Consider the following 19810-nt stretch of genomic DNA (forward strand, 5'->3'; position numbering starts at 1 on the left):
CCCGGATCGCGCATTTGGCCCGCCGTGGATACCGGTGGCCAACGGCGGCCCGGGCGCAACTGCCTGAATGGCGGTGGAAATCTGGCCGGGTCTGGCGTTTTGTACAGACTTCTTTGCGCCCCGGCGCTGGCTCGGCCACAATAGTGGGCCCGCCGCGGTCCATGCCGGCGCCCCGCCGGGGCCCTGAGGAATTGCGTGCGGTCGTTCCTATTCCCACGGTGACGCATGAATTTCCACGAATACCAGTCAAAACAACTGCTTGCCGAGTACGGCATCCCGGTCCCGGCCGGCAAGGTCGCTGCGACCCCGGACGAAGCGGTTGCCGCTGCCAACTCCCTGGGCCAGGGCCCCTGGATGGTCAAGGCGCAGATCCACGCTGGCGGCCGCGGCAAGGCTGGCGGCGTCAAGTTCTGCAAGACCACCGACGACGTGAAGGCCGCTGCGGCCAAGATGCTCGGCACCAAGATGGCCACCTACCAGACCGCAGGCGTTGAACTGCCGGTCAACCTGGTGCTGGTGACCACCGCCGGCGAGATCGTCAAGGAACTGTACCTGTCGGTGCTGGTCGACCGTGGCACCAAGACCATCACCTACATCGCCTCTTCGGAAGGCGGCGTGGAAATCGAGCAGGTCGCTGCTGAAACCCCGGAGCTGATCCACTCGCTGAACGTCGACTTCGTCGAAGGCGTGCAGGGTTACCACGGCCGTGATTTCGGCTTCAAGCTGGGCCTGACCGCCAAGCAGGCCGGCCAGTTCGCCAGCATCATGGTGAACCTGTACCGCCTGTTCAACGAAAAGGACCTGGCCCTGGTTGAAATCAACCCGCTGGCCATCCTGGACGACGGCAACCTGTACGCGCTGGACGGCAAGTTCGACAGCGACGACAACGCCGCGTTCCGCCAGAAGGCCCTGGTCGCCATGCGCGACAAGACCCAGGAAGATCCGACCGAAGTGATCGCTTCGGAGCTGGACATCAACTACGTCACCATGGACGGCAACATCGGCTGCATGGTGAACGGCGCCGGCCTGGCCATGGCCACCATGGACGTCATCAAGCTCAACGGCGGCGAGCCGGCGAACTTCCTGGACGTGGGCGGCGGTGCCAACAAGCAGCGCGTCATCGAAGCGTTCAAGCTGATCCTGTCCTCGGACAAGGTTGAAGGCATCTTCGTCAACATCTTCGGCGGCATCGTCCGCTGCGACATGATTGCCGAAGGCATCATCGCCGCCGTGAAGGAAGTGGGCGTCAAGGTTCCGGTCGTGGTGCGCCTGGAAGGCACCAACGTGGAAGAAGGCAAGCAGCTGCTGCGCGACAGCGGCATGGCCATCATCCCGGCTGACAACATCAACGATGGCGCCAAGAAGATCGTTGAAGCTGTCAAGAACGCTGCCTGATTCGACACCAAGGAATTCCCATGTCTGTTTTGATTAACAAGAACACCAAGGTGATCGTGCAGGGCTTCACCGGCCAGCAGGGCACCTTCCACGCCACTCAGATGATCGAGTACGGCACCCAGGTTGTTGGCGGCGTGACCCCGGGCAAGGGTGGCACCACCCACATCGACCTGCCGGTCTTCAACACCGTTGCCGACGCCGTGCAGAGCACCGGCGCCAACGCTTCGGTCATCTACGTGCCGCCGCCGTACGCGGCCGACGCGATCCTGGAAGCCGCTGCTGCCGGCATCAAGGTCATCGTCTGCATCACCGAAGGCATCCCGGTGCTGGACATGCTGCGCGTCAAGAACGTGCTGACCCGTTCGCATCCGGACACCGTGCTGATCGGGCCGAACTGCCCGGGCGTCATCACCCCGGGTGAGTGCAAGATCGGCATCATGCCGGGCCACATCCACCAGCCGGGCAAGATCGGCATCGTGTCGCGTTCGGGCACCCTGACCTATGAAGCGGTCAAGCAGACCACCGAAGTCGGCCTGGGCCAGTCCACCTGCATCGGCATCGGTGGTGACCCGATCAACGGCCTGAACTTCGTCGACTGCCTGAAGCTGTTCAACGAAGACCCGCAGACCGAAGGCATCATCATGGTTGGCGAAATCGGCGGTGACGCCGAAGAAGCCGGCGCCGAGTACATCAAGAATCACGTGAAGAAGCCGGTCGTCGGTTTCATCGCCGGTGCGTCGGCTCCGGCCGGCAAGCGCATGGGCCACGCCGGTGCGATCGCCTCGGGCGGCAAGGGCACGGCCGAAGGCAAGTTCGCCGCCATGGAAGCTGCCGGTGTCGTCACCGTCCGCTCGCCGGGCGACCTGGGCGCTGCCATCGCCAAGCTGGTGAAATAAGAACGACTGCCTCTGGCAGCCGATTCTGTAGAGCCGAGCCCACGCTCGGCTTGCTTTGGAAAAGCCGCCCTCGGGCGGCTTTTCTGCGTCTGGCGGCCGCCTGGTCGGCCCATCCACGCATGGCGTGGATCTACTGAGCCAGGGCTGTCCACGCAGTGAGCACGCCCGGTGCGCGCATGGCGCAGCGCTACAATGGCGGCATTGCAACCACAGGCTGGATTCCCAATGGCTTCGATCCGCATCGCGATGGCGCAGTTCGACTTCCCGGTCGGCGATGTCGCCGGCAACACCGAGCGCATCATCGAGATGATCGGCCAGGCGCGCGACGAGTACGGCGCCGAGCTGGTGATGTTCCCCGAGCTGGCGGTGAGCGGTTACCCGCCGGAGGACCTGCTGCTGCGCCCGGGCTTCCTGTACGAGTGCGAGCAGGCGATGACCCGCATCGCTGCCGCCTGCCGCGGCATCACCGCGGTGGTCGGCTGGCCGCAGGCGGCTGGCGCGGTGGTCTACAACGCTGCCAGCGTGCTGCGCGATGGCCTGGTGGAGCAGACCTACCGCAAGCGCGAGCTGCCGAACTACGCGGTGTTCGACGAGCGCCGCTACTTCGATGTCGATCCGGATGGCGGCAGCTGCGTGTTCGAGGTCAACGGTGTGCCGGTCGGCCTGCTGATCTGCGAGGACCTGTGGTTCGCCGAGCCGTTGGCCGACACCGTGCGCGCCGGCGCGCAGCTGGTGGTGGTGCCGAATGCGTCGCCGTACGAGCGGGGCAAGCATGCCCAGCGCGATGCGGTGCTGGCCGCGCGCACCCGTGAGAGCGGGGCGGCGATTGCCTACCTCAACGTGGTCGGTGGCCAGGACGCGCTGGTGTTCGATGGCGCCTCGGTTGTGGCCGATGGCGACGGTACCGTGCACCCGGCCGCCGCCGCCTTCGTCGACCAGTGGCTGGTGGTGGAGTACGACGGTGAAACCCGCCGCTTCATGCCGCACGTGTGGATGGACGATGGCGACGAGAGCATGGACGCGCTGGCCTGGCGTGCCGTGACCCGTGGCATCCAGGACTACTGCCGCAAGAACGGCTTCAGGAAGGTGTGGCTGGGCCTGTCCGGTGGCATCGATTCGGCGCTGGTGCTGGCCATGGCCGTGGACGCGATGGGCGCCGAGAACGTCACCGCCGTGCGGTTGCCGTCGCGCTATACCGCAGGCCTTTCCAACGACCTGGCGGCCGAGCAGTGCCAGGCACTGGGCGTGAAGCTGGAGGCGGTGTCGATCGAGCCGGCGTTCAAGGGCCTGATGGAATCGCTGGCGCCGATGTTCGAGGGCACCACGCCGGACGTGACCGAAGAGAATCTGCAGTCGCGCAGCCGTGGCGTGATCCTGATGGCGCTGGCCAACAAGTTCGGCGGCCTGCTGCTGACCACCGGCAACAAGAGCGAGTACGCGGTCGGTTACGCCACCATCTACGGCGACATGTGCGGTGGCTATGCGCCATTGAAGGACCTCTACAAGACCGAGGTGTTCGGGCTGTCCAAGTGGCGCAACACCGTGGGCGGCGCACCGGTGATCCCGCCGGCGGTGATCAGCCGCCCGCCGTCGGCCGAGCTGCGCGAGAACCAGCTGGACCAGGATTCGCTGCCGGCCTATGACGTGCTGGATGGCATCCTGTACCGCTACATCGATCAGGAGCAGTCGCGCACGGAGATCGTGGCGGCCGGTTACGACGCGACCGTGGTCGACCGCGTGCTTCGCCTGGTGCGCATCAGCGAGTGGAAGCGGCATCAGGCCGCGCCCGGGCCGAAGGTCTCGCGCCGGGCGTTCGGCCGTGAGCGTCGTTACCCGATCAGCAACGGCTACAAGGGCTGAGGCCCGGTCCAGCAGACGACAGGGAGTGCCGGCCGATGGCCGGCAACCCGTTGGCCCTCTCCGGTGGGTGCGGACCTTGGTCCGCACGATGGTCGAAGATCATCCACGCATGGCGTGGATCTACCGGGCTTCGCCGAGCAGCTGTTCGAGGCCGGCGGTTTCCGCAGCGTCGCTGAAGTGGCCGCCCTCAAGCCGTGCACGCACAAATGCCAGGCCATCCGCCGCCGCCGCATCCAGCGTGCCGCGGTGGTCGACCGGGTAGCGTCGAAACGCGACCGGCTCGCCTCGCAGGGCCAGTCCTGCGGCGTACAGCAGCGTGGTCAGATAGGGCACATCGCGGTCCGCGCTGCCATGGCCCAGCATCAGTGGTTGGCTGAAGCCGCGGCGCGGTACGCCGAGATAGTCGTACAGCACCGCCCAGATGCCCGGCACGCTGGTCAGCGGTGCAGTGAACATGCTGCCGGTATCCGCACCGTCCAGGGTGGCGGCCAGTTCGCCCAGGCACTGCTCACGTGCCACTGCCACGCGGGCGCGGCCGGTGTCGCTGAGGACGCGGTCGATCTGCGGCGCGACCTGCAGCAGGCCATCGAGCAGATACGCGTGATACGCGTTGACTGCACCTGGATTGGCGGTGCGGTTGTCCGGTTTCATCACCAGCGCGGTCAACTCCACTGCCGTGGGCGTACCGGTGGTGAAGCTGCCGCGGTAGTGCAACGCCGGCCCTCCATAGGTGGGGGCGATGTGGCCTGCGGTGAGCGCGGCGGCGCCACCCTGCGAATGGCCGACCGAGACCCAGCGCGGCGACAGCGCTGCGTTGCCCAGGTACTGGCGGCTGGCTTTGACGAGGTCGATGGCGTTGCGCGCGGCAGTGCGCACATGCAGATAGGCATGGTCACCTGGACTGCCGAGGCCTTGGTAGTCCGCGGCGACCACCGCATAGCCCTGTGCCAGGAACTGATCGAGGAAGCGCCCGTCGCGTTGGGGTTGGTAGGGGCCGGACACCGAGGGCGCACAGCGATCTGCGATGCCCTGGGTGCCATGTGCCCAGGACACCACCGGCCAACCGCCTGCAGGCGCCGCGCCGGCGGGCAGATACAGCAGGCCGGTGCCTTCGGCCAGCTGGCCGCGATGATCCGGGGTGCGGTAGTGCAGCTTGTAGGCCTGCGCGGCCTTGGACGGCACCCATGACGCGCGATAGGGGGCAGCAGACAGCAGGTCGCCCGGTGCAACCGGTGCGGCGGCCAGGGGGCCCGGGGACAGCGCCAGCAGGGCAGTGGCGAGGAGGCAGGCGCGGGGACGGAAATGGCGTGGCGGTGGGGTCATGAGGCGCTCCTTCACGGCCGGGATGGCCGTTGCGCCGCAGTGTGGAGGAGCTCGCCCGCGCCGATTGGGACCGGCGTCGCATCCGCCGGGGATTCGTAGAATTCCTAGTGTCGTGGTCCATGGGCGCACGAACCCTCCACGCATGGCGTGGATAACCGACAAAGAAAAGGCCCCTTGCGGGGCCTTTTTCTTATTTCTTTTCCAGTCGCGCGTTGCGCTGGCCGGTGCTGGCGGACTTCTCGCCAGCGAACGGGTTCAGCTTGCGGATCATCCACGGGTACTTCGGCCACTTGCCTTCCAGCCACGGGTGGTCCGGCTGGTTCAGCTGCAGGACGCGGCGGGCGTCGTCGGCCAGGGTCTTGTTGCCCAGGTGGGTGTAGGAATCGGCCAGGACGGCGACGGCGTCGTACTGGAACGCGCTCTGCGGGTAGGTTTCCAGCAGGTAGTTGGCGCGGCCGGCGGCCGAGACCCAGGCGCCGCGGCGCATGTAGTACAGGGCGTTGTCGAGCTCGTGCTGGGCGAACACGTCACGCAGCTCCAGCATGCGCTGGCGCGCATCGGCGGCGTACCGGCTGTTCGGGTAGCGGTCCACCACGATGTTGAAGTCCGAATACGCCTGGTGCGGCGTGGACAGATCGCGCCGGCTGGCATCCAGCGACCATACGCGACGAAGGAAAACCGTACTGCGATTGGAGTTGGCCAGGCCGCGCAGGTAGTACAGGTACGCGATGTTGCGATGGGTCGGGTAGGTACGGATGAAGCGGTCGATGCTGGACACCGCGTCATCGTGCTTGCCGGCCTTGTACTGGGCGTAGGCGGTCTCGATCATCGCCTGCTCGGTGTACGGGCCGTACGGATACTGGGCCACCAGGCGGCGGAAGCTGGCTTCGGCGCCGCTCCAGTTGCCACCCTGCATCAGCTTGTGGCTCTTCTCGTACAACTGTTCGACCGGCGTCCCTTCATCGGGGCGATCGCCCTTCTTGGCACCACGGTGGCAGCCGGTGGCGGCGATGACCAGCACCAGCAGCAGGGCGGTGAGGCGGACGGGCGCGGAGAGCATGGCGGAGCGTCGGATCATGGGGTCGAGGCGGGACGCGGCTGGAATACGAAGGGTCGATGATAGCCTAGTGTCCTGTCCAGCGACTGAAACCGGCCGCCGGGACCCCAAAATTTCAAAGAATGCCCCCCTGCCATGTCTGAACAACCCTCTGAATCGGCCCGCCAGGCCATCGTCCCCGACACCGCTGCCGGCCGCCGTTTCGACGCCGTCGTGGCCGAACTGTTCCCCGAATACTCGCGGTCGCGCCTGACCGAGTGGATCAAAGCCGGTGAGGTCCTGCTGGACGGCGCCCAGGTGCGTCCGCGCGATCCGCTGCGCGGCGGCGAGGTGGTGACCCTCAACGTGGTGCTGGAAACGCAGACCGACGCCCAGCCGGAGGACATCCCGCTGGACGTGCTGTTCGAGGACGAGCACCTGCTGGTGATCAACAAGCCGGTGGGCCTGGTGGTTCACCCGGGCGCCGGCAACCACAGCGGCACCCTGGTCAATGCCCTGCTGTTCCGCGACCCGTCGGTGGCGGTACTGCCGCGCGCGGGCATCGTGCACCGCCTGGACAAGGACACCAGCGGCGTGATGGTGGTGGCCAAGACTCTGGAAGCGCAGACCGCGCTGGTCGAGCAGTTGACCGCACGCGACGTGCACCGCCAGTACCTGGCCATCGTGATGGGCGCGCTGGTGGCCGGCGGTACCGCTGATGCCCCGATCGACCGCCACCCGCGCGACCGCCTGAAGATGGCCGTGCGCGAGGACGGCAAGGAAGCGATCACCCATTACCGCCTGCGCGAGCGCTTCCGTGCGCACACCGCACTGGAGTGCCGCCTGGAAACCGGCCGTACCCATCAGATCCGCGTGCATATGGCGCACGTGCGCCATCCGATCATCGGCGACCCGCTGTACGGCGGTGCATTGAAGCTGCCCAAGGGCGCCAGCGACGAGCTGGTGGCCGCGCTGCGCGGCTTCAAGCGCCAGGCCCTGCACGCCGAGACGCTGGAGTTCACGCACCCGATCACCGGTGAGCCGGTGCGCAACACCGCGCCGGTGCCGGACGACATGCTGCACCTGATGAAGGTGCTGCGCGAAGACAGCGAAGCCTTCGCCGCGCGCGAGCGGGACCGCTGGTGATGGACGCCGCGCTGCCCTTGCTGCAGGCGGACTGGCCGGCGCCTCCGGGCGTCCATGCGCTGACCACGCGCCGGCACGGTGCGGGCATCTCGCCGGCGCCGTTCGCGCAGTTCAACCTGGGCAACCGGCACGCGGCCGATGGTGATACCCCCGCCAACGTCGAGCACAACCGCCAGCTGCTGCAGCAGGGGTTGGCGCTGCCGTCGGCCCCGCACTGGCTGCGCCAGGTGCACAGCAGCACTGTGCTGCGCTTCAGCGCGCCGCCGGTGCCCGGCGCCAGCGAACCGGTGGCCGATGCCGCGGTGACCTCGGTGCCGGGCGTGGTGCTGGCGATCCTGACCGCCGACTGCCTGCCGGTGGTGTTCGCCGCCGCCGATGGCAGTGAGGTGGGCGCGGCCCACGCAGGCTGGCGTGGCCTGGCCGACGGCATGCTGGAGGCCACGGTGGCCGCCATGCAGACGCCGCCGGCGCAGCTGCGGGCCTGGCTGGGCCCGGCCGCAGGACCGGCCGACTACGAGATCGGCGAGGAGGTCTACCACGCCTTCGTCGGCCATGATCCGGCGGCCGAAGCGGCGTTCGTGGCGACGCGTCCGGGTCACTGGAAGGTCGATCTGTTCGCGCTGGCCCGCCAGCGCCTGCAGACGGCGGGCATGGACCCGGCGCAGGTGCATGGCGGCACGGTGTCGACCATGGCCGATCCGGACCTGTATTCGCACCGGCGCGATCATCGCACCGGGCGCATGGCAACCCTGGCCTGGATCGCGCCCTGACCACTCCGCTGTTCGCGCGTGTGCTGGGGCCGGCCTTCGCCACCCTGGCCGCGCCGGTGCAGGCGCTGCATGCCGCGCCGTTGCCCTGCCGCTACGTGGGGCAGGCGCGCATCGTGAGGGGGTGGCACTGGCTGGTGCCGCTGCTGGCTGCGTTGGCACGGTTGCCAAAGGACGGAGACGCGCTGCCGACCGAAGTGGCGTTCAGGGCACACGGGCAGGGCGAGCAGTGGGCGCGGCGTTTTGGGCGCTGGCCGATGGTGTCGCGGCTGTGGGCGCATGAGGGATACCTGCGCGAGCAGTTGGGCGCGGTGCGCTTCGAAGCAGGCCCGCGAAGGTGGCATCGACTGGTCTGTGCGGCGGGTCTGGGCCTTCGGGCTGCTGCCGCTGCCGAGGCGCTGGTTTGGTGGCGTGCGTTGCCGCGAAGCCTGGCAGGGTGAGCGTTACACTTTCCTGGTCGATGTGACGCTGCCCTGGGTGGGAGCCCTGATCCGCTATGAAGGCTGGCTCGAACCGCAGTGAGGCCGCCGCCGAGGCTGGCAGCGCGGTGATCGTATTCGATGGCGTATGCGCGCTGTGCAACCGCTGGGTGCGCTTCCTGCTGCGCTTCGACCGCAGGGGGCGCTATCGCTTTGCGGCGATGCAGGGCGCACAGGGCAGCGCGATGCTGCGCGCGCACGGGCTGGACCCGCAGGACCCGATGTCGTTCCTGCTGCTGGACGCGCAGGGCGCCTGGACCGATACCGATGCGATCCTGCGCGTGCTGGCGGGGCTGGGCGGCGCCTGGCGTTTGAGCGGCGTGCTGCGGGCAGTGCCGCGCGGCTGGCGTGATGCCGCGTATCGCGCGCTGGCACGCAACCGTTACCGCTGGTTCGGGCGGCATGACGCCTGTTACCTGCCCGCACCGGAGCAGGCCGCGCGGTTCCTGGATTGAAGAAAAAAGGGGACGGAGGGGATTAAGTCGTTTGTGCACAAACGACTTAATCCCCTCCGTCCCCTTTTTCCCTCAGCCTTCCAGCGCGTCGAGGTAGCTGCGGCGCCAGTGGTTGATGTCGTAGGTGCGCAGATGTTCCATCATCGCGTGCCAGCGCTCCTTGCGCCTGCTCAGCGACATCGTCGCTGCCGTGGCGATGGCGTCGGCCACGCCGTCCAGATCATGTGGGTTCACCAGCAGTGCCTGCTTCAGTTCGTCGGCAGCGCCGGCCAGCAGAGACAGCACCAGCACGCCGGGATCCTCCGGGTCCTGCGAGGCCACGTACTCCTTGGCCACCAGGTTCATGCCATCGCGCAGCGGCGTGACCAGGCCGACCGCCGCCGCCCGGTAGAAGCCGGTGAGCGTGGCATGGGTGAAGTTCTGGTTGACGTAGCGCAGCGGCGTCCAGTCCGGTTCGGCGTGGCCACCGTTGATGTGGCCGGCGATCTGTTCCAGCTGGCTGCGCAGCTGCCGGTACTCGGTGACGTCGCCGCGCGAGACCGGCGCGATCTGCAGGTAGGTCAGCGAGCCGCGCTGGTCGGGGTGGCGCTCAAGATAGCGCTCGAAGCCGAGGAAGCGCTCGGGCAGGCCCTTGGAGTAGTCCAGGCGATCTACGCCGATCGCCAGCTGGCGGTCACGCAGGCTGTTGCGCAGGTTCTTCACCGCGGCCTTGGTGGCGGCGGTGCCGGCCTGGCGTGCGATCAGCTCGGTGTCGATGCCGATCGGGAAAGCCGCCGCACGGAAGCGGCGCCCGCCCGGTGCTTCCAGCTCGCCGTTGTCGAGTACGCGGCCACCACCGAACAGGCGCAGGTAGGTCTGGAAACGATCGGCGTCGCGCTGGGTCTGGAAGCCGACCAGATCGTAGGCGTACAGCGCGGAGAACAGTCGCAGGTGGTCGGGCATCGCCTGCAGCAGGTCGGCCGACGGCATCGGGATGTGCAGGAAAAAGCCGATGCGGCAGCCGATGCCGCGCTCGCGCAGCAGTGCGCCGAGCGGGATCAGGTGGTAGTCGTGGATCCAGACGATGTCATCCTCTCGCAGCAATGGCGCGAGCTTGTCGGCGAACAGCGCATTGACCTTGTGGTAGGTCTCGCGGGTGCCGCGGTCGTAGTCGACCAGGTCCAGCCGGAAGTGGAGCAGTGGCCACAGCGTGCGGTTGGCGAAACCATTGTAGTAGCCATCGACTTCGCGCTTGCTCAGGTCCATGGTGACGTAGTCGATGTCACCGTCCTTCTGCCGGTGCAGCGTGCCGCTGCCTTCCTTTACGGTCTTGCCGCTCCAGCCGAACCACAGGCCGCCGCGCTCCTTCAGGGCGGCCAGCAGGCCGACCGCCAAGCCGCCTGCGCGGTTCTCGCCGGGCACGGCCACACGATTTGATACCACGACCAGACGACTCACGATGCCTCCTGCCAGGACCGCGACAGGCGCATCGCGGCGGTGATCAGGCCGACGTGCGAATAGGTCTGCGGGAAATTGCCCCAGGCCTCGCCGCTGTCGAAGGCCAGATCCTCCGACAGCAGGCCCAGGTGGTTGCGCTGCTTCAGCAGCAGCTCGAACATCTCGCGTGCTTCGTCCATGCGCCCGATTGCCGCCAGCGCATCGATGTACCAGAAGGTGCAGATGGTGAAGCTGGTTTCCGGCTCGCCGAAGTCATCCGGCGCGACATAGCGGTACAGCGAATTGCCATGCTTGAGGTCTCGGCCGATGGCATCGACGGTGGCAATGAAGCGCGCATCCAGCGCGTCGATGAAGCCGATATCGGCCAGCAGCAGCAGCGAGGCATCCAGCCGATGGCCACCGAAGGTATCGGTGAAGTGGCCCAGCTCCTCGCTCCAGGATTCGGCCATGATGCGCGCGTGGATGGTGTCGGCGCGCTCGCGCCAGTAGCGGGCGCGGTCATCACGCTTCAGGCGCACGGCGATCTTGCACAGGCGGTCGCACGCGGCCCAGCACATCGCGCTGGTATAGGTATGCACTTCGGTGCGGCCGCGGAATTCCCACAGGCCGGCATCGGGTACGTCATGCAGGGCGAACGCCTGTTCGCCCAGGGGCTCCAGGCGGGCGAAGGTGTGCGCATCACCCGGGTCCTGCAGGCGCCGGTCGAAGAACAGCTGCGTGGACGCCAGCACCACGCTGCCGTACACATCGTGCTGGCGCTGCACCCAGGCCAGGTTGCCGCGCCGCACCGGGCCCATGCCACGGTAGCCGGACAGGCTGGGTACTTCGTCCTCGTCCAGCTTGGCTTCGAAGCCGATGCCATACAGCGGCTGCAGCGTGCCGTCGGTGGTGGCCAGGTTGAAGATGTAGCCGAGGAACTGCTCCATCGTGCGTGTTGCGCCGAGGCGGTTCAGTGCGCGCACCACGAACGCGGCATCACGCAGCCAGCAGTAACGGTAGTCCCAGTTGCGCACGCTGCCGGGGGCTTCCGGAATGGAGGTGGTCATCGCCGCGATGATCGCGCCGCTGTCCTCGTACTGGCACAGCTTCAGGGTGATCGCACTGCGGATCACCGCGTCCTGCCATTCCAGCGGAATGGACAGGTAACGCACCCATTCGCGCCAGTAGTCGCGGGTGCGTTGGAAGGCTTCCTGCACATAGCCACTGATCGAGCGGTTGAGCGATTCATCCACGCCCAGGATCAGGTGGATGGGATGGTTGAGTACGAACGGCAGACCGTCGCGCACGAAGCGCACCGGTACATCGGTGGTCAGCCGCAGCACATGCTCGGGCAGGATCCAGCGCACATGGTTGCTGCCCCAGGTGGACTCCGGCACGCGCGCGCCCCAGTCCGCCAGTGGTCGCGCACGCACGGTGATGCGCGGACTGCCGGCCAGCGGACGCACCTGGCGGATCAGGCTGACCGGGCGGTAGAAACGGTCGTTCTGGCGCCAGCGCGGGGCGAAATCGAGGATTTCCAGTTCGCCACCGTGCGCGTCGCGCAGGACGGTGCGCAGGATCGCGGTGTTGGTCAGGTATTCCTGCTCGCTGCTCGCGAAGTCCTCCAGCTCGATGGCGAAGTCGCCACCGGTCTGCTGGTTGGGACCGAGCAGGGCACAGAAGGTGGGGTCGCCGTCGAAGGTGGGCAGGCAGCTCCAGACAACGCGGGCACGTTTGTCGACCAGGGCGCCGAAGCTGCCGTTGCCGACCACGCCCAGATCAAGATCGGGTTGGGTCATCACGCGGTACATCTCGGTTGCGGCCGTGGGGTGGCCGGGTCAATAGGCATTCTCACGCAGCCAGGCGTGCACGCTGCGTATGTCGGGCAGCGCGAACACCGCCTTGCTCGGTTCCCGCTCGCCCACCAGCACGCTCCAGCCATGCTGGACGTTGGCGGCGTCGAAGCCGAATTCATCGGTGAGGTCGTCACCGAGGAACACCGGCAGGCGGCCGCGGAAGGGCAGGTACTGCATCATCCGGCGCACGGCACGGCCCTTGTCGGTGCCGACAGGCACGAACTCGACCACATGGTCGCCAGGTTGCAGGCGGTAGCTGGCACGGCCGCGCACGTGGCGGTCGGCGAAGGCGCGGACATCGCTGGCGGCATGCGGCGCGCCGCGCCAGTGCAGGGCCAGGCCGACGCCCTTGTCTTCCACCAGTACGCCGGGATGGCCGTGGGCGAAGCGCATCGCCTGCTGGTGCAGTGCGTGCAGCCACTCGGCGGTGTCGTCATCGTGTTCGTCACGCAGCACACGACCATCCTGGCCACGCAGTTCATGGCCGTGCAGGCCAGCGGCAGGCAGTTGCAGGGGAGCGAACAGTTGATCCAGCTGTTCAAGCGGGCGACCACTGACCAGTGCCACGGCACCTTCCAGGCGGTCGCTGATGCGGCCGATGGCTTCACGCACATCCGGCAGCAGCTGCACGGCATCCGGGCGCGCAGCGAATTCGATCAGGGTGCCGTCGACATCGAGGAACAACGCGCAGGCGTCGTCCAGCAATGGCGGTGGCGGACGCAGGGGGAGCGGTTCAGCCATGACGCCCAGCTTGCCAGCGTGGGCGTGTACGTGGGGTCGAGGGCAGGCTACGGCCTTGCTTCGGTGGGTGCCGACCGTGGGTCGGCACAAAGGGTCAGCCTGCATTGAACCCAGACAGTGCGGACCAACGGTCCGCACCGACCCAAGGCAATTACACCCAGAGCAATCAGAAGGTATAGCGAACGCGGCCGTAGTAGTAGGCGCCGTTGCTGCCGATCGGCGACAGCACGTCGTACGGCAGGTTGCCGAAGTAGTGGATATCGCTGTTGGATCGATCCGGGTAGTTGTCGGTCAGGTTCTGCCCGCCGATGGCCACGCTCCACTGCGGGGTGATGCGGTACTCGACCTCGGCATCCAGCTGCCACTCGGCCTGGTAGGTCTGGCGCGGGATGTAGCCGTCACCGAAGTTGAACACGCGGGTGGCGCTGCCGTAGCGGTTCACGCGGCTGCTCAGCGACCAGTGGTCGTTGCTCCAGGCTGCCGAGAAACTACCGCGCGTGTGCGGCGTGGCGTCGGTGAGCGTGTTGGTTTCTTCGATGCCGAACAGCACGTAGTCCGGGTTCAGCGCACGCAGCTGTGCCGGCGTGGCCAGCACGTTCTTCAGCGTGGTCTTGGTATACGCATAGGTGCCGGTCAGCAGCAGCTGGCCATCGCCCAGCGACTGGCGCCAGTTGGTCACCAGCTCGGCGCCACGGGTGCGGGTGTCGGCGGCGTTGACGAAGAAGCTGGCGCTCTGCAGGCCACTGACGCCGTAATTGGCCGCCACATAGTCGGTCAGCGCATCACCGGTGATGCTCTCCGACAGCGCGATGCGATCGTCGATGTCGATCTGGAAGAAGTCCAGCGACAGGTCGAAGTGCTCGCCGATGCGGCTGGTGAAGCCCAGCGAGGTGTTGATCGACTTCTCCGGCTTCAGGTTCTGCGCACCCAGGCCACGCGCGATCGGATTGTTGACCGACAGCAAACGGCCCTGCACCAGCTGGCCGCCAGCGTTGTAGCCGGTGGAGGTGGACTCGTAGCCGATCTGTGCCAGCGACGGCGCACGGAAGTTGTTGGAGATGGCGCCACGCAACGCGAACGCCGGGGTGAATTCGTAGCGCAGGCCGAGCTTGCCGGTCAGTTCACCGCCGAAATCGTCGTTGTGCTCGTAGCGCGCGGCCAGATCGGTGGAGAACTTTTCGCCGAACTGGCTGGACAGGCTGGCATAGGCGCTGGCCACATCACGCGACAGGGTGGCTGCATCCTGCGGGGTCAGGCCGCCACCGGCCTGCGAACCGGTCGGGCGGTCGGTGAACGGGCCGGCCGCGTAGCTGGCCGGGTCACCGGGGCGGGTCTGGTAGCGCTCGTGGCGCGCTTCCACACCCAGGCCCAGGGTGTGGCTGATGCTCTCGCTCTGGGGGAACACGCGGCTCAGGTCGAGGTTGCCCACGGTCTGTGCGTACTCGTAATCGGCGGTCTTGAAGCGGGTCGGGCTGGTCGGGCCCAGCGAGGCGTTGAGCGAATCGCGCAGGCGGTAGGTGAAGTCGTTCTGGCCATAATCCAGGCTGCCGTCGTAGCTCCACTCGCCCCACTGCCCACGCACGCCGGCCACGGTCTGCACGTCGCGGTTCTCGCCTTCGGAGATCGGCCGGTAACCGTTCGGATAGATCTCCTTCCAGTTGGCATCGCCATCGGGGTAGCGGAAGTAGTTCGCGCCTTCGGTATCCCGCTGGTTGAAGGTACCGAACGCGTAGAACGTCGAGGTCTGGCCCACCGGGATCTCGGTGTTCAGCCACAGATTGATGTCCTTGCTCTTGCCATCGCCCAGCACGTAGTTGCGCTTGCCCTGCAGCGCCAGGTTGCCCGGGGTCTGGTCCCACGGCGGAATCTGGTCGAAGCCAGCGCGGTTGGTGCCGTTGCGGTGCTTGTATTCCAGGCCGACGCGCAGGAAGCCGCCGTCTTCGCCCAGCGAAGTGCCGACCTTGGCGCTGATGTTGCCGGTCTGGCCGTCGGTGAGAGTGCGGCCGATCGGCTTGAGGTCGGTGTGGTTGGCGCCGTAGCTGGCCTCGATCTCCCCGCCGTCACCGCCGTTGTCGAGGATCACGTTGATCACGCCGGCCACAGCGTCCGATCCGTACAGCGCGCCGGCGCCGTCGCGCAGCACTTCGATGCGCTTGATCGCACTGACCGGAATCGAGTTGAAGTCGACCGGGGTGGTGCCCTTGCCGATCTTGCTGTCGGTGTTGACCAGCGCGGTGTGGTGGCGGCGCTTGCCGTTCACCAGCACCAGCACCTGGTCCGGCGACAGGCCACGCAGCTGTGCCGCGCGCACGTGGTCGGCGCCACCGGAGTTGGACTGGCGCGGGAAGTTGAACGACGGCAGCAGCGCCTGCAGCGCGCTGCCCAGCTCGCCGTTGACCACGCCGGCCTTGCGGATGTCCTCGGCGGTGAGCACGTCCACCGGCGAGGTGGATTCGAGCACGGTGCGGTCGGCGGCACGGGTGCCGGTGACGATCACCGTGTCCAGGTTGGTGGCGTCCTGGGCCAGGGCCGGGACGGCGGCGGAGGAAAGCGCGAGGGCGATGGCGAGGCCGAGCGGCGACGCGGGCAGGCGGACGGACATGGGGACTCCAGCAACAACGACGACGGGGAAGGGGGAGATAGTTTCACTTACATCCATCCGGATGAAGCGATATATTATCTTCGCGTGATGGCCGGTGCCGATGCAAGCCCCTGCCAGTCCGGCATGAGCTGATGCCCTGCTGGCATCAGCACGCCGGGCAGGTGGCGCTGTACGCTGCCGGCTCGCCTTGTCCCCCTTCCCCGGAGCTGTACCGATGAAACACCTTGGCCTCGTCTTCGCCGTGCTGCTGGCCACCAGCGGCTGCGCCAGCCTCTCTTCGCAGGCGCCCAGCGCCTATGCCACGGCCACCACCGCCGAACTGAAGGGCGATGCAGCACGCCCGTCCGCCGGCCATGGCTGGGTGCGCAGTGAGCTGTACTTCGGCGTGGGCGAGGAGCAGGGTGCCGGCAACCGCCCGCAGGCCGACACCATCAGCGAGGCGCAGTGGCGCACGTTCCTGGACAAGGAAGTGACCCCGCGCTTCCCGGATGGCCTGACCGTGTTCGATGCCTACGGCCAGTGGCTGTTCCGCGGTGATGCCGCGCCCAACCGCCTGCGCACGAAGGTGCTGGTGGTGCTGCACGAGGACACCCCGCAGCGCCGCGCCGATATCGAAGCGATCCGCCTGGCGTGGAAGCAGCAGACCAAGCATCAATCGGTGCTGTGGTCGCGGCAGCCGGTCGAGGTATCGTTCTGAGTTGAAGGCACCACCGCGGTGCCGCAGGGAGCGATGATGAAACACAGGGAATGCGTGCTGGGCCTGGTGCTGGCGGGATTGCTGGCACCGTCGGCGCAGGCCAGTGGCGACGACGTCGAAACACTGCGGTTCCAGGTGGCCGCGCACGTGCAGGCGCACGCCGATCCCCAGCAGGATGGCAGCATCGCCGTGCAGCTGTCGCCGTCGGGAAAGCGCCAGACGCTGGCGGGCGCGGCCGATGCCGACGGCAATTCGCGCTGGAGTCTGGAGGACGTCGATTTCGATGGCTACCCGGAACTGGTCGCACGCGCCTCGGTGGGCATGGTCAATGAAGCGGTGACGGTGTACCGCTTCGATCCGGCCAGTGCTTCGTATCGCGTGCTGCAGGCCGACACCCACGGCAAGGACAGTTGCGGTGACCTGATGGGGCTGAGCGTGGACGTTGCCACCCGCACCCTTACCAGCAGTTGCCGCAGCGGGCCGATGTGGTACGCCGACCAGTACCGGTTCGCGGGTGCGAAGCTCTACCTGTACCGCGCCGAGCGCGTGTTGATGCTGGGCGACACATTGAACGCCGCGCTGCAGTGGGAACAGACCGACGAGCAGGGCCCGTTGGCGGTCTGGCGCACCTATGACCCCGCCGGCCGTGTGCTGGAGAGCGCCATTGCCGATGGCCTGGGTGCACCACCGGATGGGCCGTTGCGTGGTCAGCAGGCCACCGTGGTACCTGCGCGCCTGTTCCTGTTCGACCGGCCCGGTGCGTCCAGCACCAAGCGTTACCTCGTGCAGGGCGACCGCGTGGAAATGCTGGATGAACAGGACGGCTGGGTGAAGCTGCGCTACCGCAACCCGAAGCAGGGCGCGGTGCTGGGCTGGATCAACGTCAATGATTGACGAGACCTCTGCCCGCAGTTTGCACATCGAGGCGACGGGCGACGTGCCCACGGGGGCATCACTTCATCAGGTCTAGCCTCGGGCGTTCCCCCGTTCGAGGATGTATCCGATGAGCAAGCGCGTGGCCGAAATCGTGGTGGACGCCCTGCAGCAGGCCGGTGTCCGCCGTTGCTACGGCATCGTGGGCGATACGCTCAATCATGTGACCGATGCGATGCATGGCAGCGAGATCGCCTGGGTGCACGTGCGCCATGAAGAAGTGGCAGCGTTCGCTGCAGGCGCCGATTCGCTGGTGAGCGGCGAACTGACCGCCTGCGCCGGCTCCTGCGGACCCGGCAGCCTGCACTTCATCAACGGCGTGTTCGAGAGCAACCGAAACCGTGCGCCGATGGTGCTGATCGCCAGCCAGGTGGTGACCAGCGAGCTGGGCATGGAATTCCCGCAGGAAGTGGACTTCAAGGCGGTGTACGCCAGTTGTTCGGTGTTCTGCGAACAGGTGCACAGCGCCGAACAGGCACGCCGCGTGGTCACGTTGGCCTGCCAGGCGGCGATCAGCCGCCGCGGCGTGGCGGTGGTGATCCTCCCGGCCGATATCAGCCAGGCCGAGGTCAAGCACGATGTGCCGTTCTCGGTGCACTACACCCAGCCGGTATTGCGTCCTTCCGACGCCGAACTGCAGCGTATCGCCGAGCTGCTGGGGCAGGGCAAGCGCATCGGCATCTACGCGGGTGCCGGTTGCCAGGGCGCGCACGCGCAGTTGCTGGAACTGGCCCGACGCCTGCAGGCGCCGATCGCGCACACCTCGCGCGCCAAGGACTTCGTCGAGCCGGACAACCCGTACAACATGGGCATGACCGGCATCTTCGGCATCGAGTCCGGCTTCCACACATTGATGGCGTGCGACACGCTGCTGCTGCTCGGCGCCGACTTCGCCTGGGGCCAGTTCTACCCGGACAAGGCCACGATCATCCAGGTCGACCGCGATGGCAGTCATCTGGGTCGCCGCCACCCGGTGAACCTGGGCGTGGTCGGTGATATCGCGCCGACGCTGGATGCCTTGCTGCCGATGCTGCCGCCGCGCGAGGACAGCAGTTTCCTGGACGAGTGCATCGAGCGTCGCGACAAGGCGCTGAAGAAGCGCGAACAGGAAGAACAGCCGGGTGAAGGCGAGCTGATCCACCCGCAGCACCTGACCGCGTTGTTGTCGAAGTATGCGACCGACGATGCGCTGTTCACCGCCGACGGCGGCTCGCCGATGGTCTGGGTGCTGCGGCATATCCGGGTGAATGGCCGCCGCCGCACGCTGACCAGCCTGCTGCACGGCACGATGGCCAACGCGATGCCGCAGGCGCTGGGCCTGCAGAAGGCGTTCCCGGGCCGCCAGGTGATATCGCTGTCCGGCGACGGAGGCCTGGCAATGCTGCTGGGCGACCTGCTGACGGCAGTGCAGGAAAACCTGCCGATCAAAGTGGTGGTGTTCAACAATGGCTCGCTGAACTTCGTCGAGCTGGAACAGAAGGTGGAAGGCCTGCTGGACAACTACACCGACCTGAAGAACCCGGACTTCGGTCGCCTGGCCGAGGTGATCGGCTTCCACGGCCGCACCGTGACCCGCAGCGAGGATCTGGAGGAAGCGGTGCAGGACTTCCTGTCGCAGCGTGGCCCGGCATTGCTGGACGTACACACCAGCCGCGCCGAGCTGGTGATGCCGCCACAGATCGAAGCCAAGCAGGTGGCCGGTACCGCGCTGTATGCGGCCAAGGCGGTGTTGAACGGCCGCTTCGACGACGTGAAGCATCTGCTGGTGGACAACTTCCTGAAGAAGTAGGGGGTGGTCGATGCAGGGCTGCGCCCTGCACCCGCTACGAGCCAGAGCCAGAGCAGAAGCGGGTTTCCTGAGGGATGGCGGGGTGGGTCCGGTTGCGGGGGACGCTGCAAGTACGTCCATGTAAGCTCGATCGCGCCATCCATGGCGCTCACGCCCCCGCAACCGGACCTACCCCGCCTTCGACAGTTTCCTGCGATCTGTCGGTAGATCCACGCCATGCGTGGATAACCTGGAAATGATCGAATTGTTCGTGTAGAGCCGAGCCATGCTCGGCTCAGAGCGAAGCGACCCGCTTTTGCTTTTGATCTTTTGATTCCTTTCCGTGGCTGGCACGCGCAGGGAGTTGTCAGGGGCCGGTCGGGATGGGCTGCGCAGGACCGTTGGCGCCATGGATGGCGCCATCGAGCCCCCAGGGACGG

Annotated in this window: 15 protein-coding genes and 1 pseudogene; 10 read left to right on the forward strand and 6 right to left on the reverse strand. The window is 67.0% G+C overall.

The annotated features are described in order from the left end of the window. The first annotated feature begins 225 nt into the window (after positions 1-225). The 3 genes from sucC to ACTJJM_RS14060 all read left to right on the forward strand — a co-directional run bounded on the left by sucC (position 226) and on the right by ACTJJM_RS14060 (position 4151). Positions 226-1395: an ADP-forming succinate--CoA ligase subunit beta gene (gene sucC, locus ACTJJM_RS14050; protein ID WP_004154430.1), complete on the forward strand. Its 1170-nt coding sequence runs from the start codon at positions 226-228 to the stop codon at positions 1393-1395. 20 nt (positions 1396-1415) lie between these two features. After that, positions 1416-2291 carry a succinate--CoA ligase subunit alpha gene (gene sucD, locus ACTJJM_RS14055; RefSeq protein ID WP_005410793.1) on the forward strand — a complete coding sequence of 292 codons (876 nt, stop codon included), beginning with the start codon at positions 1416-1418 and terminating at the stop codon, positions 2289-2291. Positions 2292-2516: 225 nt separating this feature from the next. Then, a complete protein-coding gene (locus tag ACTJJM_RS14060; protein ID WP_043402872.1) occupies positions 2517-4151 on the forward strand; it encodes an NAD+ synthase in 1635 nt (544 codons plus the stop codon). A 120-nt stretch (positions 4152-4271) separates the two neighbouring features. On the opposite strand, the gene ACTJJM_RS14065 is transcribed toward ACTJJM_RS14060, so the two are convergent. Together ACTJJM_RS14065 and ACTJJM_RS14070 are read right to left on the reverse strand one after the other, a co-directional pair. Continuing rightward, positions 4272-5474, reverse strand: a complete 1203-nt coding sequence (locus ACTJJM_RS14065; protein WP_019660165.1) for a lipase family protein — start codon at positions 5472-5474, stop codon at positions 4272-4274. 190 nt (positions 5475-5664) lie between these two features. Continuing rightward, positions 5665-6552 (reverse strand): outer membrane protein assembly factor BamD, encoded by an 888-nt coding sequence (locus ACTJJM_RS14070; RefSeq protein ID WP_029379759.1) that lies wholly within the window; start codon positions 6550-6552, stop codon positions 5665-5667. Between the two features lie 114 nt (positions 6553-6666). On the opposite strand from ACTJJM_RS14070, the gene rluD reads away from it, so the two are divergent. The 4 genes and pseudogenes from rluD to ACTJJM_RS14090 all read left to right on the forward strand — a co-directional run bounded on the left by rluD (position 6667) and on the right by ACTJJM_RS14090 (position 9357). After that, a complete protein-coding gene (rluD, locus tag ACTJJM_RS14075) occupies positions 6667-7656 on the forward strand; it encodes a 23S rRNA pseudouridine(1911/1915/1917) synthase RluD (protein WP_440865771.1) in 990 nt (329 codons plus the stop codon). Next, positions 7656-8426 carry a peptidoglycan editing factor PgeF gene (gene pgeF / locus ACTJJM_RS14080; RefSeq protein ID WP_440865772.1) on the forward strand — a complete coding sequence of 257 codons (771 nt, stop codon included), beginning with the start codon at positions 7656-7658 and terminating at the stop codon, positions 8424-8426. Before rluD ends, pgeF begins: the two co-directional genes overlap by 1 nt. Positions 8427-8446: 20 nt before the next feature. Next, positions 8447-8945 (forward strand): annotated as a pseudogene (locus ACTJJM_RS14085) (DUF4166 domain-containing protein). Further along, on the forward strand, positions 8920-9357 hold the full coding sequence (locus ACTJJM_RS14090; protein ID WP_010481531.1) for a thiol-disulfide oxidoreductase DCC family protein: 438 nt from the start codon (positions 8920-8922) through the stop codon (positions 9355-9357). The pseudogene ACTJJM_RS14085 and the gene ACTJJM_RS14090 overlap by 26 nt, the downstream one beginning before the upstream one ends. Before the next feature lie 72 nt (positions 9358-9429). Here ACTJJM_RS14090 and otsA read toward each other — a convergent pair whose 3' ends face one another. The 4 genes from otsA to ACTJJM_RS14110 form a co-directional block, all read right to left on the reverse strand. Further along, positions 9430-10794, reverse strand: a complete 1365-nt coding sequence (otsA, locus tag ACTJJM_RS14095) for an alpha,alpha-trehalose-phosphate synthase (UDP-forming) (protein WP_049413347.1) — start codon at positions 10792-10794, stop codon at positions 9430-9432. Then, entirely contained in the window at positions 10791-12572 is a 1782-nt protein-coding gene (locus ACTJJM_RS14100; RefSeq protein WP_029550881.1) for a glycoside hydrolase family 15 protein, read from the reverse strand. The genes otsA and ACTJJM_RS14100 overlap by 4 nt, the downstream gene beginning before the upstream one ends. Positions 12573-12611: 39 nt before the next feature. Beyond that, a complete protein-coding gene (gene otsB / locus ACTJJM_RS14105) occupies positions 12612-13370 on the reverse strand; it encodes a trehalose-phosphatase (protein ID WP_010481547.1) in 759 nt (252 codons plus the stop codon). A 166-nt stretch (positions 13371-13536) separates the two neighbouring features. Next, entirely contained in the window at positions 13537-15972 is a 2436-nt protein-coding gene (locus ACTJJM_RS14110; protein ID WP_440865773.1) for a TonB-dependent receptor plug domain-containing protein, read from the reverse strand. A 214-nt stretch (positions 15973-16186) separates the two neighbouring features. Here ACTJJM_RS14110 and ACTJJM_RS14115 point away from each other — a divergent pair, with 214 nt between their 5' ends. The 3 genes from ACTJJM_RS14115 to ACTJJM_RS14125 all read left to right on the forward strand — a co-directional run bounded on the left by ACTJJM_RS14115 (position 16187) and on the right by ACTJJM_RS14125 (position 19391). Further along, positions 16187-16669, forward strand: coding sequence for a DUF3574 domain-containing protein (locus ACTJJM_RS14115; protein WP_010481551.1), 483 nt, complete (start codon positions 16187-16189; stop codon positions 16667-16669). A gap of 36 nt (positions 16670-16705) precedes the next feature. After that, positions 16706-17563 carry an SH3 domain-containing protein gene (locus ACTJJM_RS14120; RefSeq protein ID WP_440865774.1) on the forward strand — a complete coding sequence of 286 codons (858 nt, stop codon included), beginning with the start codon at positions 16706-16708 and terminating at the stop codon, positions 17561-17563. Positions 17564-17672: 109 nt separating this feature from the next. Further along, positions 17673-19391: a thiamine pyrophosphate-dependent enzyme gene (locus ACTJJM_RS14125; RefSeq protein ID WP_010481554.1), complete on the forward strand. Its 1719-nt coding sequence runs from the start codon at positions 17673-17675 to the stop codon at positions 19389-19391. Positions 19392-19810 lie beyond the last annotated feature (419 nt).

The organism is Stenotrophomonas sp. 22692, from assembly GCF_052045015.1.
GTDB lineage: Bacteria > Pseudomonadota > Gammaproteobacteria > Xanthomonadales > Xanthomonadaceae > Stenotrophomonas > Stenotrophomonas geniculata.